Below are 16,808 nucleotides of genomic sequence, written 5' to 3'. Positions count from 1 at the left end.
AATGGAAGATTGATTGTGAAAGCGGTACCAATTGGTGATAAAATAAAACCTGTAAACGGGATTAGCTAAGCTAAACCGCAAGAAAAAGGAGGACTATAGATGTCTACACACCCAATTCATGTTTTCTCAGAAATTGGAAAACTGAAAAAAGTTTGTTTGCACCGTCCAGGTAAAGAGTTGGAAAACTTGATGCCTGACTATCTTGAACGTCTTCTTTTTGATGATATTCCTTTCTTGGAAGATGCTCAAAAAGAACACGACGCATTTGCTGAAGCACTTCGTAACGAAGGAATCGAAGTACTTTACCTTGAACAGTTGGCTGCTGAGTCATTGACTTCTCCAGAAATTCGCGATCAGTTCATCGAAGAATACCTTGAAGAAGCGAACATTCGTGGACGCCAAACAAAAATTGCGATCCGTGAATTGCTTCACAGCATTGAAGACAACCAAGAATTGGTTGAAAAAACAATGGCAGGGGTTCAAAAAGCTGAACTTCCAGAAATTCCTGAAGAAGCAAAAGGATTGACAGACCTTGTTGAATCTGACTATCCATTTGCTATCGACCCAATGCCAAACTTGTACTTCACACGTGACCCATTTGCGACAATTGGTAATGCAGTATCATTGAACCACATGTACGCAGATACACGTAACCGTGAAACTTTGTATGGTAAATACATCTTCAAATACCACCCAGTTTACGGTGGAAAAGTTGAACTTGTCTACAACCGTGAAGAAGATACTCGTATCGAAGGTGGAGATGAGTTGGTACTTTCTAAAGATGTATTGGCAGTTGGTATCTCACAACGTACTGATGCTGCATCAATCGAAAAATTGTTGGTAAACATCTTCAAGAAGAACGTTGGCTTCAAGAAAGTATTGGCCTTCGAATTTGCTAACAACCGTAAATTCATGCACTTGGATACAGTATTCACAATGGTGGACTACGATAAATTCACAATCCACCCAGAAATCCAAGGTAACCTTCGCGTCTTCTCTGTAACTTATGAAAACGAACAATTGAAGATCGTTGAAGAAAAAGGTGATTTGGCTGAATTGCTTGCTGAAAACCTTGGTGTTGAAAAAGTTACATTGATTCCATGTGGAGATGGCAACGTCGTTGCTGCTGCGCGTGAACAATGGAACGACGGATCAAATACTCTTACAATCGCACCAGGTGTGGTAGTAGTATACGACCGTAACACTGTTACCAACAAGAAATTAGAAGAATACGGACTTCGTTTGATCAAGATCCGCGGAAGTGAATTGGTTCGCGGTCGTGGTGGACCTCGTTGTATGTCAATGCCATTCGAACGTGAAGAAATCTAATCATCCTTCTACAGGTTAGACGGGCTCAGTGTCTAAACTGAGCCCTCTAAACTGATTGACAGGATCTTATCATGCATAATTAAAGGAGATAATTAATGACAACTTCAGTATTCCAAGGACGTAGCTTTTTAGCAGAAAAAGACTTTACACGTGCAGAGTTAGAATACCTTATCGGACTTTCAGCTCACTTGAAAGACCTTAAAAAACGCAATATTGACCACCGCTACCTAGCTGGTAAAAACATTGCGCTTTTGTTTGAAAAAACTTCAACTCGTACTCGTGCAGCCTTCACTACTGCAGCCATCGACCTTGGTGCTCACCCAGAATACCTTGGTGCAAACGACATCCAACTTGGTAAAAAAGAATCTACAGAAGATACTGCAAAAGTTCTTGGACGTATGTTTGATGGTATTGAATTCCGTGGTTTCAGCCAACGCATGGTTGAAGAATTGGCTGAATTCTCAGGTGTTCCAGTATGGAATGGTTTGACTGACGAATGGCACCCAACTCAAATGCTTGCTGACTACTTGACTGTTCAAGAAAACTTTGGACGTCTTGAAGGTTTGACACTTGTGTACTGTGGTGACGGACGTAACAACGTTGCTAACAGCCTTCTTGTAACAGGTGCTATCCTTGGTGTGAACGTACACATCTTCTCACCAAAAGAACTCTTCCCAGAACAAGAAATTGTTGAATTGGCAGAAGGATTCGCGAAAGAAAGTGGCGCTCATATCTTGATCACTGAAGATGCTGACGAGGCAGTGAAAGGTGCAGATGTACTTTACACTGACGTTTGGGTATCTATGGGTGAAGAAGACAAATTTGCAGAACGTGTTGCCCTTTTGAAACCTTACCAAGTAAACATGGAATTGGTTAAGAAAGCTGATAACGAAGACTTGATCTTCTTGCACTGCTTGCCAGCTTTCCACGACACAAACACTGTTTATGGTAAAGACGTTGCTGAAAAATTCGGCGTAGAAGAAATGGAAGTTACTGACGAAGTGTTCCGCAGCAAATATGCTCGTCACTTTGACCAAGCTGAAAACCGTATGCACACAATCAAAGCGGTTATGGCAGCTACTCTTGGTAACTTGTACATTCCAAAAGTTTAAGACTTTATAACCGTATACCAACAGCTATAGGGGCTGGACTGCTAGCTTTAGTCCTGCCCCTATTTTTTATAGAAAGGGAAAACCTATGTCAAGAAAAATCGTCGTTGCTTTGGGAGGAAATGCCATTCTCTCATCTGATCCTTCTGCAAAAGCGCAACAAGAAGCACTTGTAGAAACTGCAAAACACTTAGTAAAATTAATTAAAAACGGAGATGACTTGATCATCACTCACGGAAATGGTCCTCAAGTAGGGAACCTCTTGCTCCAACACTTGGCTGCAGATTCTGAAAAGAACCCAGCTTTCCCATTGGATTCATTGGTTGCAATGACAGAAGGAAGCATTGGTTACTGGCTTCAAAATGCTCTTCAAAACGCTCTTCTTGAAGAAGGCATCGAAAAAGACGTGGCTTCCGTTGTGACACAAGTCGTTGTTGATAAAAATGACCCAGCTTTCGTTAACTTGAGCAAACCAATCGGCCCATTCTACTCTGAAGAAGAAGCAAAAGCTGAAGCTGAAAAATCAGGTGCAACTTTCAAAGAAGATGCAGGTCGTGGATGGCGTAAAGTTGTTGCATCACCAAAACCAGTGGATATCAAAGAAATCAATACTATCCGTACCTTGTTAAACGATGGACAAGTCGTTGTAGCTGCCGGTGGCGGTGGTATCCCAGTTGTGAAAGAAGCAAATGGTAGCTTGACTGGTGTTGAAGCTGTTATTGATAAAGACTTTGCATCACAACGTTTGGCTGAATTGGTAGAAGCAGACCTCTTCATCGTTTTGACAGGTGTAGATTATGTCTTTGTGAACTACAACAAACCAGACCAAGAAAAATTGGAACATGTCAATGTAGCTCAATTGGAAGAGTACATCAAACAAGATCAATTTGCACCAGGAAGCATGCTTCCTAAAGTAGAAGCGGCCATCGCCTTTGTAAATGGTCGTCCAGAAGGAAAAGCAGTCATCACTTCTCTTGAAAACCTTGGCGCTTTGATTGAATCTGAAAGTGGAACAATTATCGTTAAAGACTAATTCATAAATATGAGGAGGGGAGTAGATTCCATTTTTACAGGATTTTGTATAAAGATTCTCCCCTCGTTTTTTCTAAAAAAGATTAGGAAAAACTAGTTTTTTAATCTTAAATATGATAAAATAAACATATAGGTAAGCGCTTTCTAAAAGATAAACCTTTTGAAAGAGTCACTCAAACTTTGTTGCGTTAGGAGGATAAGCAAATGAGTGAAAAAGCGAAAAAAGGGTTTAAGATGCCTTCATCTTATACCGTATTGTTAATCATCATTGCCATTATGGCAGTGTTAACTTGGATTATTCCAGCTGGTCAATACAAAGTTGACGATGGTGGTGCCATCATCGCAGGTAGTTATGAAGCTGTGAAACAAAATCCTCAAGGGATTTGGGACGTCTTGATGGCCCCAATCAATGCCATGCTTGGTAAAGCACCAACCAGTGCAGCCATTGACGTAGCCTTCTTTATCTTGATGGTCGGTGGTTTCCTTGGTGTTGTGAACGAAACAGGTACCCTTGATGTAGGGATTGCTTCTATCGTTCGTAAATACAAAGGCCGCGAAAAAATGTTGATCTTGATCTTAATGCCATTGTTTGCCCTTGGTGGGACAACTTATGGTATGGGTGAGGAAACCATGGCCTTCTATCCACTTCTTGTACCTGTTATGATGTCTGTTGGTTTTGACAGCTTGACAGGGGTAGCCATTATCTTGCTTGGTTCACAGATTGGATGTTTGGCATCTACCTTGAACCCATTTGCGACAGTTATCGCATCTGATACTGCAGGTATCTCAAGTGCTTCAGGTCTCTTGCTTCGTTTAATCTTCTGGATTGTCATGACAGCCCTTAGCACCTACTATGTATACCGTTACGCTGATAGAATTCAAAAAGACCCAACCAAATCTCTCACCTATGCTACTCGTGAAGAAGATTTGAAACACTTCAACGTTGATAGTGGCGAAGAAATTCCTTCACAAATGAACAAGAAACAAAAACGTGTCTTGCTCGTCTTCATTTCAACATTCGTCATCATGGTTGCTGGATTTATCCCATTCAAAGATTTGGGTATTACATTCTTTGACAGCTTTAACGAGTCTCTCCATAAAGTTCCTTACCTTGGTCAATTGATCGGTAACACAGATGCTCTTGGTACTTGGTATTTCCCTCAAACAGCTATGCTCTTTGCCTTCATGGGAATCCTTGTTGGTATCATTTATGGCTTGAAAGAAGAACAAATCATTTCATCCTTCATGAATGGTGCAGCTGACCTCTTGAGTGTTGCTATTATCGTAGCAGTAGCACGTGGTATCCAAGTCATCATGAACGACGGTATGATCACTGCAACAATCCTTCACTGGGGTGAAGAAGGACTTAAAGGTCTTTCATCTCAATTGTTCATTGTCTTGACTTACATTTTCTACTTGCCAATGTCATTCTTGATTCCATCATCATCTGGTCTTGCCAGCGCGACAATGGGTATCATGGCACCTCTTGGTAAATTCGTCAATGTACCAGCTAGCTTGATTGTTACAGCTTACCAATCTGCATCTGGTGTCTTGAACTTGATCGCACCAACTTCAGGTATCGTAATGGGAGCTCTTGCTCTTGGACGTGTTGAATTGAGTGCATGGTGGAAATTCATGGGTAAATTGGTCGTAGCGATTGTAGTGATTACCATTGCCCTTCTTCTACTAGGAACTGTGGTTCCATTCTTACAATAGAATAAAGTAGGTGTTTCATGAAAAATAGAATAAAGGACGATGTAAAAGAGCAGTTTTTAACCTCTCTTCAAACCATCATTTCTTATCCTTCGGTTTTAAACGAAGGTGAAAATGGAACACCGTTTGGACAAGCTATCCAAGATGTCCTTGAGAAAACGTTAGAAATTGCTCAAGAAATGGGCTTTCAAACGTATCTAGATCCTGAAGGATACTATGGATATGCAGAGATCGGTCAGGGGGAAGAACTCCTGGCCGTTCTTTGTCACTTGGATGTTGTTCCAGCCGGTGATTTAGAAGATTGGCAAACGCCACCTTTTGAGGCGACTTTAAAGGATGGATGGTTGATTGGACGTGGGGTACAAGATGATAAGGGTCCATCCCTTGCGGCCCTTTACGCAGTTAAGAGTCTTCTGGACCAAGGAGTTGCATTTACCAAACGGATCCGCTTTATATTTGGTACAGACGAGGAAACTCTCTGGCGCTGTATGAATCGCTACAATCAGATAGAAGAAAAAGCAGATCTTGGCTTTGCTCCGGATTCCTCTTTCCCATTAACTTATGCTGAAAAAGGCTTGCTTCAAGTGAAGCTCCATGGACCAGGCTGGGAGGATCTTCCCTTGCAAGCTGGTCGCGCCCTCAATGTAGTCCCAGATAAGGCGACTTATAAGGGGCAACGCTTAGAGGAACTCTTACCTGTGATCGACCAAAGTGGTGTGAACTATACAGAAGAAGCAGGAGCAGTGACCGTTCTTGGTCTTTCTAAACATTCGAAAGATGCGGCTGAAGGTGTCAATGCCATTGTCGGCTTAGCGGAAAGTCTTTCCATAATCCAGCCTCACCCAGCTCTTCTCTTTATAGCAGATGCCGTTGGAGAAGATGCGACAGGGGCTGCTCTCTTTGGTGAAATCAAAGATGAACCAAGTGGTGCGCTTTCCTTCAATATTGCGACCCTTTTCATCGATGAAGAACGATCTGAAATCGGGATTGATATTCGGATCCCTGTCTTAGCGGACAAGGATGCTTTAGTAGAGCGATTAACTGAGGTTGCGGCTAGTTATCAACTTCAGTATGAAGAGTTTGATTATTTAGCTCCACTTTACGTGCCATTAGATAGCCCATTGGTAAGTACTCTGATGAAGGTCTACCAAGAGGAAACGGGGGATCAAACCCCAGCTATGTCTTCAGGAGGAGCAACCTTTGCTCGAACCATGGAGAATTGTGTGGCTTATGGGGCACTTTTCCCAGGTGCAGAACAGACAGAGCACCAAGCTAATGAACGAGCGAAACTGGAAGATTTATATCGTGCATTGGAAATCTATGCAGAGACTATCCGACGTTTAGCGACAACATAAAAAGTTTAGAAACTTGGTTGCCAGACTTTCAGATTGAAGACAAAGTCATTAGAACATAAGCGCTTTTTGTCAACTGTAGTGGGTTGATGAAAAGTTATAACCTGGAGAGGACCAAGTTGGTTCTCTCCTTTTTGCTATTCAAAGCAATGAGAATTCTAGTTTTAAAGTTGTCAAAGTTCCGGAAGCCAAAAGCATTTCGCTTGATGACTCTTATGTGGCATCTTAAAGAACTGGTTGATCAAAATTCTCAATTTATCATCTCTACTCATCCCCCTATCCTATTGACTTTTCCAGAAGCTGAAGTGATGGGACTGGAGCACAACTGTTCAGTAACTAGATTAAGTGGTTTCTTCTAACCATCATCACGTTTGGAATCTATGGCTTCTGGTTAACTATCAAAATGGAGCAATGAATTGTGAAACACGCTCATCATGTTTCAACATTAAAACGGTATCTTCTTTTCGAGGAGATATCGTTTTTTCTTCTTCGGATAAGGAAACAAAAATTCTTCCTTTCTCTATCTTTTTAATTAATTGATTTCTTTAGAGAAAGACTGTACAATTTTTGATATAATATTTAGGATGGACTGATGGATATTTAAAGGATAATCTTCAATAGAATGACAGATGAGGATTAAAAATATGTAAGATTGGACAGAAGTCTCTCTACCATCATCCATGCAGAAACAAAATTATATGAAATAAAAGGAGTAACCAATGACCAGAAACTATTCAACACGGGAATACCGTGAGAAATTATATGATGACCTTCATGTTCGATTAAGAGATACAGTGATTTTAATGTGTTCGATTTTTATTGCCTCTATAGGTCTAAATATGAATTCAACAGCTGTCGTTATTGGAGCCATGCTGATTTCCCCTCTTATGACACCGATTATTGGACTGGGGTTTGGTTTAGCTATTTTTGATACGCGTTTAATCAAGCAATCTCTAGGGGTTTTATTTACTCAAGTATTGGTCAGTTTGCTTGTCTCGACTCTATATTTCTGGATTTCTCCCTTATCTTATGCAAGTAGCGAATTGATTGCACGAACCTCTCCAACCATTTGGGATGTTCTCATTGCTATTGCGGGTGGGATAGCAGGTGTCATTGGTTCAAGAAAAAAAGAAGCAAACAATATCGTGCCAGGAGTAGCCATTGCAACAGCTCTGATGCCACCTATCTGCACTGCAGGCTATGGTTTAGCTAATGGAAATGTACGATTTTTATTTGGGGCTCTCTATCTTTTCTTGATCAACTGTGTCTTTATCATGCTAATCAATATTGTTGGAACAAGAATTATGATGAGACAATCTCCCTTAAGTTCATTTAAAGAGCTAAATATTAAAATGAGAATTGGGTTGATCTCCTTGATTGTATTATTGGTTCTTCCAGCCAGCTATTCAGCAGTCACTCTGACGATGGATCAAGCACGAAAAGAAGGGATCAAACAGTTTGTAGGAAAAGAGTTCGCCAATCATACGATCATTAATCAAGTCTACAAGTCAAGTAGCAATGAATTGGTCTTGACAGTTGTTGGAGATCCGATTTCAGAAGAAGAATTAGAAACCATCCGCCAAAAACAAGAATCTTACGGTATTCAATCTGTTCAATTGAAAGTCAATCAAGTCCATAATTCGACAAAATTAGATAGTGAGACGACCAAGGAATTTTACGAAAACATTGACAAGTATATCGATCAAAAACTCTCTGAAAAAGATTCACAAAACGATCTCGTAAAAGAAAATGAAGCAGATAAGGATTGAGAATATTGGACTTATCTAACTCATGGAAGCAAATCTTGGGAAGAGATCTTATATCCAAAAGTTGGTGGATAGAAAAGGATGTTGATGAAGATTCCATTTGTGGTGGTTTGACCAATTACGATACTAGCTCAGGTTAAATAAAATATAAAAAAGCAACAACTATTTCAGTTGTTGCTCAGAACGTAGACAAACGTTATTTTTGGCGTTTGTCTACATTTTAAAAGTTTGGAAACCAAGTTTCCAAACTTTTTATTTGCTAAAGAAGAAAGGAGGAGTGAATTCTTTCAATTTTTCAAAGCAATCCAAAGCTCCTTGATTGTCTTCGCAGATGATGAGACAGACGTCGTCCCCGCAGACGGTTGCGACAATTTGTGGTAATTCAAGGGCATCTAAGATAGCACCGAAAGACTGAGCCAGTCCAGGTAGAGTTTTCACCACCACTTGGTTTTGGACAGGACGAAGCATGACGAGGGCATCCTCCATATAAAAACGCAGTCGGTTTTCCCAGCGGGATGGAGCGATGCTATTGATGGCATAGTAAGAAGTATCCCCCTCATTAATTTTTACCAGATTCAAGGATTTGACATCTCTTGAGAGGGTTGATTGGGTCACGATGATACCGTTAGCTTCTAAGCTGTCTTGTAATTCCTGCTGGGTCCGAATCTTTTTCTCTGAAATAATGGACCGGATGAGGCGGTGGCGACTTTCAATCTTATTCATAAAGGAATCTCCTTATTTAATAAACATAGCGTCTCCAAAGCTAAAGAAACGATAGCCTTGGTCAATAGCGTGCTGATAAGCTTCTAGAGTAAATTCCCGACCTGCGAAGGCAGAAACGAGCATGACTAAGGTTGATTTTGGTAGGTGGAAGTTGGTTGAAAAGGCGTCGACAACTTGCCACTGATAGCCTGGTTTGATAAAGATATTGGTCCAACCAGAGTCTGCTTGTACCTCTCCATTAAACTTATTTCCAATTGTTTCCAAAGTTCGGATAGAAGTGGTCCCAACGGCTACGATGCGGTGACCGCTCGCTTTAACTTGTCGAAGAGTTTGGGCAGCTTCTTCAGTAAGTTGATAAAACTCAGAATGCATCTCATGCTGGTCTACATCATCGACGGACACTGGACGGAAGGTACCAAGTCCGACATGGAGGGTTAAATAAACCAAGTGAACGCCTTTGTCTTCGATTTTTTGTAACAGCTCAGGTGTAAAATGGAGGCCAGCAGTTGGAGCAGCGGCGGATCCATTTTCTTTGGCATAGACAGTTTGGTAGCGTTCCTTATCTTCTAATTTTTCATGGATGTAAGGTGGTAGGGGCATTTCTCCTAGACTTTCCAAGACTTCAAGGAAAATTCCTTGATAAGAAAACTCTACGATACAGCCTCCGTGTTCCAGTTTCTTAATTAGAGTCGCTTGGAGACGTCCATCTCCAAAACTGACGGTTCCTCCCTCTTTGAGACGTTTGGCAGGTTTGGCAAGAACCTCCCATTGATCGCCCTCGATATTTTTTAAGAGAAGAAGCTCCACATGCCCCCCGGTATCTGGTTTGACCCCGTGGAGACGAGCTGGAAGGACACGGGTATTGTTCATCACCAAAGCATCCCCTGGTTCTAACTCATTGATAATGGCATCAAAATGCTGGTCTTCCATCTGACCTGTTTGGCGATTGAGGATTAGTAGTTTGGAGGCATCGCGCTTTTCTAGAGGAGTTTGCGCAATTAACTCCTCGGGGAGGTGGAAATCAAAGTCGTTTGTATTCATGGTCTCTCCTTGTTTCTAAATTCTTCTATTTCTTACATTTAACCTTCCCCATTATATCATGAAATAAGAGTGAAACAAAGGAAATGACTAGCTGAATTTTGACGGAGAGAAGTAAAAAATTCCTTGTCTAGCATGAAGAAAGCGCTTGACAAAAATTGGTCTATACCATATAATGAATATAAGAAATAAGCGGAGGTTTCATCATGAAAGTTATTGAAGTAGCCAATCAAATTGAAGGAGGGCAGGTTGCTTTTGACCTGCTAAAAGAAAAGTTAGAACAAGGTGCGAAAACTCTGGGGCTTGCGACTGGAAGCAGTCCACTTGAATTTTATAAATTGATTCGAGAAAGTGACTTGGATTTTTCAGACATGGTCAGTGTCAACTTGGATGAGTATGTCGGCTTGACGGGTGAAGATCCTCAATCTTATCGTTACTTTATGCAGGAAAATTTATTCAATGAGAAACCTTTTAAAGTCAGCTATCTTCCAAAAGGAAATGAAGATACTGCAGAAGAAGAAACAGCTCATTACAATGAAATTTTGGCCCAAAATCCAGTAGATCTGCAAATTCTAGGGATTGGTCGCAATGGCCACATTGGTTTTAACGAACCAGGTACACCATTTGACAGCCAAACGCATTTGGTCCATTTGGATCAATCAACGATTGAAGCCAACTCTCGCTTCTTTGAAAAAATTGAAGATGTTCCGACTCAAGCCATTTCAATGGGGATTGCAAACATTCTCGCCGCTAAGTCCATTATTCTCTTTGCCTATGGAGAATCAAAAGCTCAAGCAATCGCAGGAATGGTCAATGGTCCAAAAACAGAGAGTTTACCAGCGAGTGCCCTTCAAGGACACCCAGATGTCGTCATTATTGCAGACCAAGCAGCCCTTGAGCTTATTGTAAATAGTTGAAACAGAGAGACCTATCTGAAATATCCCGAAAGATAGGTTTTTTTATAGCTTGAAGTATGGTACAATAAGATAAAATTCTATATTTGAGGAAAATATATTTTGAAGAAGAAGTTGCTCGTTTTAGGAATCGTCATTCTATCTCTCCTCCGCCCTCTGTCGATCGCGGCAGATGAGCTAGTGGATATGGCGCAAAAAATGTATCCGAATGATCATGTGCAGGCCTATAACCGACCAAGGTCTTCCCTCGTCATCGATGCGAATACAGGGGATGTTTTGTGGAGAGACAATATTGATGAAGTGCGGGATCCTGCAAGTATGAGTAAGCTCATGACACTGTATCTGCTTTTCGAATCCATGAAAGAGGGGAAAATCACTAAAGATACGGTTGTCACTGCAACGGCTGCGGATCAATCTATGTCAAAAATCTATGAGATTTCCAACAATAACATCGTTGCAGGAGTGGATTATACGGTCTCTGAATTGATTACCATGACTGCTGTTCCATCCTCCAATGTGGCGACGATTATGTTGGCCAATCTCCTTTCTAACCATGATGCTGATGCCTTTATTCAGCGGATGAACGAAAAGTCCAAGGAATTGGGGATGACCAATACCATTTGGAACAATCCGAGTGGTGCGGCCATTTCAACCTTCCAAGGTTTATATACCAGTTATAACTATCCAAATGATGCAGCCAACCAGACAACTGCAAGAGACTTGGCTATTCTCGTCTATCATTTCGTGAAAGAATATCCTGATATCCTTAGCTACACCAATCAGGCTAAGGTGACCGTCAAACAAGGAACTCCTTATGAGGAAACCTTTGATACCTATAACTATTCTTTACCAGGAGCCAGATATGCTCTTGAAGGAGTAGATGGTCTGAAGACAGGTTCGAGTCCACGTGGTGCCTTTAACTACATCGCAACCGCTAAACGAGGGGACCAACGAATTATCTCCGTCGTAATGGGAGTTGGTGATTGGTCTGACCAGGATGGTGAATACTATCGACATCCATTTGGCAATGCCTTGATCGAAAAAGCTTTTGCAGATTATAGTTATAAAAAGTTATTGGACAAGGGTGTACAGACTATTGATGGAAAGACCTACACGCTAGATCAACCGTTCTATGCTACGGTGAAAAAGGGAGAAGAGGATCCAAAACTAGTTGTCAAAGATGGACAGGTAGAGGCGGATTCAGGCTTGATGACCCTATCAGAAAAGATTTCTGATGGACTTCCAGTAAAAGAAGGAGCAGTGGATCAATCAGATACCCAAAGTACTGTGGCACCATCTACAAAGAAATCCATCCGCTTCCCGCTTGAAAGTCTGGTTATTCTGGTTCCAATTGGTATACTTGCTATGATTCTGTATGTAGAAAGGGCCCATCGCAAAAAACGTGCGCTCAAGGCTCAGAATCGCTACAAAAAATAAATGATCAAAACTCAACTGAAATCCAGTTGGGTTTTGTCATTGCCTCTTCTGTTTAAAATTGAAAGGAAACTTATGAAAGCATTTCGAAATTCCTATCCTGCTTATTTATTTTTATATTGGTTTTACTTCATGTCGACTGCTCTCTTTACGACTCTCATCTCTGTCTATCTTATAGGCCGGCAGTATTCAGCCAGTCAGGTCTCTAATTTGGTATCAACGGCCTTTTTCCTATCCATGCTTGCCCAGCCCTTATTTGGTTATATCAATGAACGATTTGGCATTGTTAAAATCACCACTTTGAGCTTGGTCGTCCTCATGGCAGGGGTGGGTGGTTTTATCTGGGCCCCTAACTACTTTTGGTTGACGATTTTTTATGGTTTGGTTTTACTGTGTCTAAATGGAACGGCACCCATGATGGAAGTTTTTGCTACCCAGAGTCCCTATGCTTTTGGAAAAATTCGCGTTTGGGGAACTCTAGGCTATGCTGCTGGAGCGCAGCTAGCTGGTTGGCTCTATGCTCATCTTAGCCCCCAGTCTGTTTACTATTGTGTTTTGGTAACACTCCTTCTTAGTTTCTTCACCTTAGGAGCTATTCGTATAGACAAGACCAATCGGGTACAGAAAGAAGCTGTATCGATCCGTCCTTTGCTCCACAATGGTCCCTATCTCTTTTTCTTACTTTTGATGGGGATTGTGTCAGGTGTGGGCAATATCGGCCATACCTATATTCCAGCTCTCTTGATGGATAGTGGGCTCCCTGTCCAAATCGCATCTACGGTTGTGGCGATATCTGTCGTTGTTGAAGCGCCTCTTATCTTTTTCTCGGACCGTTTTATGGACCATTGGCCCTTGCGTCTACTAATTTTGCTTCCTGTAGGGATTCTCCTACTCCAGTATTTCATCTATGCTCTTCCGAGTCCTGTCTTCTTAAAAGTGCTAGTCACTCTTTTGGCCAAGCATACGACGGGGATGGTGTTGATCATGGTCTCTTTACGTTTTATCTCTCAACAGGTGGATAAGAAAGATCTAGTCTTAGCCATGGCTCTCATGCAGGGAGTTCGCTACCTTGGTACCATTTTCTTGCAACCGCTAGCAGCTTTCTTTGTGGATCACGGTGGATTTTCAATGATGAGTTACTTCTTGGTGGCTGTCCTGGTCCTCGTCCTTCTACTAAGTCTCTTTTTAAAGATGCCAAAAGGAAAATCTCCAGGTCTCTTTGGGAACACGAAGGAGTAAAAAGTTTAGGAAATAGAGTTTGTGAATAGAAGGACTTATGCTATAATGAAGAACGATGATGTTTATGAAAGAAATGAGAGAGAATGAAGTTTAAACGTGCCTTATTTGCAACACTTTCCCTTGCTTGCCTATGTTTCCCGATGCTAGCAAAGGCAGATGATCTTTACCAACAAGAAGACATCATGTCGATCACGGAAAAATCAGGGACTTCGGTGGATGAATTTTTCCGTCCCAAGGCAGATATTGTCGTCGATGCTCACACAGGAGCGATTGTTTATGGAGATAATATCGATGCTCCTCGTGACTCCGGCAGTATGGCTAAATTGATGTCCGTCTACGTGCTTCTGAGAGCTATTAAAGAAGGGCAGCTGGATTATGATACCTTGATTACAGCGACAGATACGGATGTGATCATTTCTCAAAATCAGAAGTTGAGCAATAGTCCCATTGTGGCGGGGGCTCAATACAAGGTATCGACCCTCCTAAATATGATTTTTGTTCCTTCATCTAGTGCCGCTACCATCATGATTGCCAATAAGGTGTCTGGAGGAGATCCAGATAAATTCTTGGATTTGATGAACCAGCGGGCCCAGGAAATTGGAATGACCAATACCAAGTGGAACAATCCTAATGGTGCCCCAACTGCAGTCTTAGATGGCTACTATAATCCGACCCGCTATGATCAACATGCCATTAACCAAACAACAGCAAGAGATATGTCTATTTTGGCCTATCACATAGTTAATGAGTTCCCTGAAATTCTCAACTATACTAAAAATGCCAAGATAACACTCTTCCAAGGGACAGATTATGAAGAAACCCATGAAAATTATAATTATTCCTTAGAAGGTGGAAGGTATTCTCTTAAGGGAGCGGATGGCCTAAAAACCGGCTCTAGTCCGACAGCAGATTATAATTACACCTTGACGGTTAATCGCGGAAATCAGCGATTTGTTCAAGTCATTATGGGAGTTGGGCATTACGATGTGGAAATTGCAGAGAGCCTGCGCCACGTCATTGGAAATGCCCTGATTGAAAGACTCTATCAGGATTATGAGTACAAAGAGGTGCTGCCTACAGGGGATCACACGATTCAGGGGCAAACCTATCACTTAGACAAACCCTTCTATGCTACGGTGAAAAGAGGGACCAATCCAGAGGTCAGTGTTCAAAATGGCCAGCTACAAATTGCAAATGGCTTGCAAACTGTTTCTCCGTCTATTCAGCAAACACAGGCTGTAAGCGCAGTACAGGCGTCCCATCAGAAGTCCACTAGCACGCGTCAAAAAGGCTGGGATCCAATGTGGCTTTTTTGCTTCCTTCCCTTCATTTTCCTAAGAATTTTCTTTAACATAAGATATAAGAGAAAATAAAAAAAGAGTGGGACAGAAATCGGTCATTCGTTAGAATTCGATTTCGTCGTCCCACCTCCGCAAAGTTGAGTAGGGCTGTAAAAGTTGATGAAATCAGCGTAGTAGAGCCCGCTCAACCACTGCGTCTTGCTCGACACTCCAAAGACAATTGAGAGGCTAGGACTTTTGTCCCAGCCTTTTTCTTGTAGTGAAACAACTGAACAACCAGTTTTAGGTAGGAGAGAAGTAGTGCTAGAGTAGTGGGGGCCTCCATATTCGGATATTATTTCACAAACTATCATGAACTAGTAATTGATTTGACGGTGAAATTATTTGATGGTAAAATGGACTCGAATCAATATTAAAGGAGTTATCAAATGAAAAAATTGATTTTATCTACTACCGCTTTATTGGCAGTTGCTTCGCTTGCGGCTTGTTCAGGTAAGCAAGAAGTAAAAACCGAAGCTTCTTCATCTACTGAGAAGACAGAAAAGGTAACAAGCAAATCTTCTAGCTCATCAAAGGCAGAAAAGACTTCTTCTAATACTAGTTCTCAAACAACAAATGATATCTTCCCATCAGACGAAGAGCTTGAAAAATTAAAAACAGTTGGTGATTTTAAAAAGTGCTTCGCAAAAATCGTGGATGAATCCAATCGCCTGATGACTGAATCGATGGAATCTCTTCCTGAAAGTGCCAAAGAGTCATTTGCTCAAGTAGCAGATTCGCTTAAGGAGACTCTTGCACAAACTAAGGAAGCCTTCAATAAAGCTGTTGAGCGTTATGGGGATGATAATGCGGAAGTTCCAAAAGAGTTTCGTGAAACCTTTATTGAACAGTTGAAGGATGCTCGCGACTCTGCCAAAGACTCATCAGAGTCACCAGTTGACCAAGACTCAGACGATGAAGATAGCGATTCAGATGAATAAATAGATTGGTAGCATTGGACTTTTTGTCAAAAGCTAAATCGATAGACCGGAGATAGACTGATCTCTGGTCTTTTTTTAAAGAATCAGGGGACAGGTATGAATTGACGGCAACCTGGCTTGATGCTAGAATGGTAGTGGAATGATAAAAAGGAGAGAATGAATGAAAAAAAGACTATTATCAATGACTGCTTTATTGGGAGCGCTTGGGCTAGTAGCCTGCTCGAATCAAGAAGGGACCTCGTCCAGTGAAAAGTCAGTTCAGAAAATAACCCAGTCTTCTAGCGCTTCTCAGGGCAAGAAAGTGACCAGCTTGAAAGGATCCTCAGAGTCTCCTTTTGTTTTGTATACAGATGAGGAACTTGAAAATGCTAGAACCGTGGGGGATTTTAAAGCTCTCTATGCTTTGATGACGGACCGAACAGTTGCTCATTCGGAAGAAGCAGGAGCATCCCTCACGGGCTCTGCAAAAGAGACCTATGAGACTTATCTGAAAGACTTGAAGGAGAAAATGGAAACGAGCAAGGCCCGTTTTAATGAATTCATGGATACGATAGGGCCTGAAGACACCGATGTCCCGGAAGCTACTCGTGCAACCATTGTTGAAAAATTTGAAACGGCTCGAAAACAAGCTGAAGCATCTGAAAATGGGACCGCTCCATCATCGGAAACTCCAGATCCGGCATCAGACGAGAATTCGAGTGAGTCAGATCAATAAGCGAGGGATGTTTTTAAACGTCTCGTCTAGGATGGATGAGCAGTTGCTTTACATGTAAGGACGATTATATCTAAACAAGGAGCTTAGCTCCTTTCAGATTGAAGATAAAGTAATTTTAGAAACTTTCCTTAGGTGAGTACGGACGTCAGCGAACTTCTACGAA

The 16,808-nt window shown here is 41.6% G+C and carries 14 protein-coding genes and 1 pseudogene; 12 read left to right on the top strand and 3 right to left on the bottom strand.

Translation table 11 applies throughout. The features are described from left to right. Positions 1-99: 99 nt before the first annotated feature. The 5 genes from arcA to D7D50_RS09575 all read left to right on the top strand — a co-directional run bounded on the left by arcA (position 100) and on the right by D7D50_RS09575 (position 6,538). On the top strand, positions 100-1,329 hold the full coding sequence (gene arcA / locus D7D50_RS09595) for an arginine deiminase (protein WP_049514063.1): 1,230 nt from the start codon (positions 100-102) through the stop codon (positions 1,327-1,329). 95 nt (positions 1,330-1,424) lie between these two features. Next, positions 1,425-2,441, top strand: coding sequence for an ornithine carbamoyltransferase (argF, locus tag D7D50_RS09590; RefSeq protein WP_006596657.1), 1,017 nt, complete (start codon positions 1,425-1,427; stop codon positions 2,439-2,441). Between the two features lie 85 nt (positions 2,442-2,526). Further along, the gene (gene arcC / locus D7D50_RS09585; RefSeq protein WP_048789627.1) at positions 2,527-3,471 is read left to right on the top strand and encodes a carbamate kinase; all 945 of its coding nucleotides are present in this window, start codon (positions 2,527-2,529) and stop codon (positions 3,469-3,471) included. 203 nt (positions 3,472-3,674) lie between these two features. Further along, complete coding sequence (locus tag D7D50_RS09580; RefSeq protein WP_117744030.1) at positions 3,675-5,186, top strand: YfcC family protein; 1,512 nt, start codon at positions 3,675-3,677, stop codon at positions 5,184-5,186. A gap of 17 nt (positions 5,187-5,203) precedes the next feature. Further along, positions 5,204-6,538: a dipeptidase gene (locus tag D7D50_RS09575; RefSeq protein WP_120702177.1), complete on the top strand. Its 1,335-nt coding sequence runs from the start codon at positions 5,204-5,206 to the stop codon at positions 6,536-6,538. A 94-nt stretch (positions 6,539-6,632) separates the two neighbouring features. Here the strand turns inward: D7D50_RS09575 and D7D50_RS09570 are convergent. Continuing rightward, positions 6,633-6,752: pseudogene (locus D7D50_RS09570) on the bottom strand (transposase); the annotation flags it as partial. A 502-nt stretch (positions 6,753-7,254) separates the two neighbouring features. Between D7D50_RS09570 and D7D50_RS09565 the strand changes: the two are divergent. After that, positions 7,255-8,304 carry a DUF389 domain-containing protein gene (locus D7D50_RS09565; RefSeq protein ID WP_120702175.1) on the top strand — a complete coding sequence of 350 codons (1,050 nt, stop codon included), beginning with the start codon at positions 7,255-7,257 and terminating at the stop codon, positions 8,302-8,304. Positions 8,305-8,553: 249 nt separating this feature from the next. On the opposite strand, the gene D7D50_RS09560 is transcribed toward D7D50_RS09565, so the two are convergent. Together D7D50_RS09560 and queA are read right to left on the bottom strand one after the other, a co-directional pair. Continuing rightward, positions 8,554-9,024 carry an arginine repressor gene (locus D7D50_RS09560; RefSeq protein ID WP_006596653.1) on the bottom strand — a complete coding sequence of 157 codons (471 nt, stop codon included), beginning with the start codon at positions 9,022-9,024 and terminating at the stop codon, positions 8,554-8,556. A 12-nt stretch (positions 9,025-9,036) separates the two neighbouring features. Then, positions 9,037-10,065 carry a tRNA preQ1(34) S-adenosylmethionine ribosyltransferase-isomerase QueA gene (gene queA, locus D7D50_RS09555; protein WP_120702174.1) on the bottom strand — a complete coding sequence of 343 codons (1,029 nt, stop codon included), beginning with the start codon at positions 10,063-10,065 and terminating at the stop codon, positions 9,037-9,039. 203 nt (positions 10,066-10,268) lie between these two features. Here queA and D7D50_RS09550 point away from each other — a divergent pair, with 203 nt between their 5' ends. The 6 genes from D7D50_RS09550 (at position 10,269) to D7D50_RS09525 (ending at position 16,645) form a co-directional block, all read left to right on the top strand. Beyond that, on the top strand, positions 10,269-10,979 hold the full coding sequence (locus D7D50_RS09550) for a glucosamine-6-phosphate deaminase (RefSeq protein ID WP_120702172.1): 711 nt from the start codon (positions 10,269-10,271) through the stop codon (positions 10,977-10,979). A 99-nt stretch (positions 10,980-11,078) separates the two neighbouring features. Next, positions 11,079-12,413 (top strand): DUF1958 domain-containing protein, encoded by a 1,335-nt coding sequence (locus D7D50_RS09545; RefSeq protein ID WP_120702170.1) that lies wholly within the window; start codon positions 11,079-11,081, stop codon positions 12,411-12,413. Positions 12,414-12,485: 72 nt separating this feature from the next. After that, the gene (locus tag D7D50_RS09540) at positions 12,486-13,649 is read left to right on the top strand and encodes an MFS transporter (RefSeq protein WP_120702168.1); all 1,164 of its coding nucleotides are present in this window, start codon (positions 12,486-12,488) and stop codon (positions 13,647-13,649) included. A gap of 83 nt (positions 13,650-13,732) precedes the next feature. Further along, positions 13,733-15,022, top strand: coding sequence for a D-alanyl-D-alanine carboxypeptidase family protein (locus tag D7D50_RS09535; protein ID WP_023022708.1), 1,290 nt, complete (start codon positions 13,733-13,735; stop codon positions 15,020-15,022). A 356-nt stretch (positions 15,023-15,378) separates the two neighbouring features. Next, entirely contained in the window at positions 15,379-15,930 is a 552-nt protein-coding gene (locus tag D7D50_RS09530) for a hypothetical protein (protein WP_023022710.1), read from the top strand. 160 nt (positions 15,931-16,090) lie between these two features. Then, positions 16,091-16,645 carry a hypothetical protein gene (locus tag D7D50_RS09525; RefSeq protein ID WP_023022712.1) on the top strand — a complete coding sequence of 185 codons (555 nt, stop codon included), beginning with the start codon at positions 16,091-16,093 and terminating at the stop codon, positions 16,643-16,645. Positions 16,646-16,808: the final 163 nt, after the last annotated feature.

It is taken from the genome of Streptococcus koreensis, assembly GCF_003627135.1.
Taxonomy (GTDB): Bacteria; Bacillota; Bacilli; order Lactobacillales; family Streptococcaceae; genus Streptococcus; species Streptococcus ilei.
Note: the sequence above shows the minus strand (reverse complement) of the source record. Positions and strands in the feature narration are given on the sequence as shown.

What these genes read in the sequence shown, in the direction of transcription:
- arcA (WP_049514063.1), top strand. Translation starts at nt 100, where the DNA reads ATGTCTACACACCCAATTCATGTTTTCTCAGAAATTGGAAAACTGAAA.
- argF (WP_006596657.1), top strand. Translation starts at nt 1,425, where the DNA reads ATGACAACTTCAGTATTCCAAGGACGTAGCTTTTTAGCAGAAAAAGAC.
- arcC (WP_048789627.1), top strand. Translation starts at nt 2,527, where the DNA reads ATGTCAAGAAAAATCGTCGTTGCTTTGGGAGGAAATGCCATTCTCTCA.
- D7D50_RS09580 (WP_117744030.1), top strand. Translation starts at nt 3,675, where the DNA reads ATGAGTGAAAAAGCGAAAAAAGGGTTTAAGATGCCTTCATCTTATACC.
- D7D50_RS09575 (WP_120702177.1), top strand. Translation starts at nt 5,204, where the DNA reads ATGAAAAATAGAATAAAGGACGATGTAAAAGAGCAGTTTTTAACCTCT.
- D7D50_RS09565 (WP_120702175.1), top strand. Translation starts at nt 7,255, where the DNA reads ATGACCAGAAACTATTCAACACGGGAATACCGTGAGAAATTATATGAT.
- D7D50_RS09560 (WP_006596653.1), bottom strand. Translation starts at nt 9,024, where the DNA reads ATGAATAAGATTGAAAGTCGCCACCGCCTCATCCGGTCCATTATTTCA.
- queA (WP_120702174.1), bottom strand. Translation starts at nt 10,065, where the DNA reads ATGAATACAAACGACTTTGATTTCCACCTCCCCGAGGAGTTAATTGCG.
- D7D50_RS09550 (WP_120702172.1), top strand. Translation starts at nt 10,269, where the DNA reads ATGAAAGTTATTGAAGTAGCCAATCAAATTGAAGGAGGGCAGGTTGCT.
- D7D50_RS09540 (WP_120702168.1), top strand. Translation starts at nt 12,486, where the DNA reads ATGAAAGCATTTCGAAATTCCTATCCTGCTTATTTATTTTTATATTGG.
- D7D50_RS09535 (WP_023022708.1), top strand. Translation starts at nt 13,733, where the DNA reads ATGAAGTTTAAACGTGCCTTATTTGCAACACTTTCCCTTGCTTGCCTA.
- D7D50_RS09530 (WP_023022710.1), top strand. Translation starts at nt 15,379, where the DNA reads ATGAAAAAATTGATTTTATCTACTACCGCTTTATTGGCAGTTGCTTCG.
- D7D50_RS09525 (WP_023022712.1), top strand. Translation starts at nt 16,091, where the DNA reads ATGAAAAAAAGACTATTATCAATGACTGCTTTATTGGGAGCGCTTGGG.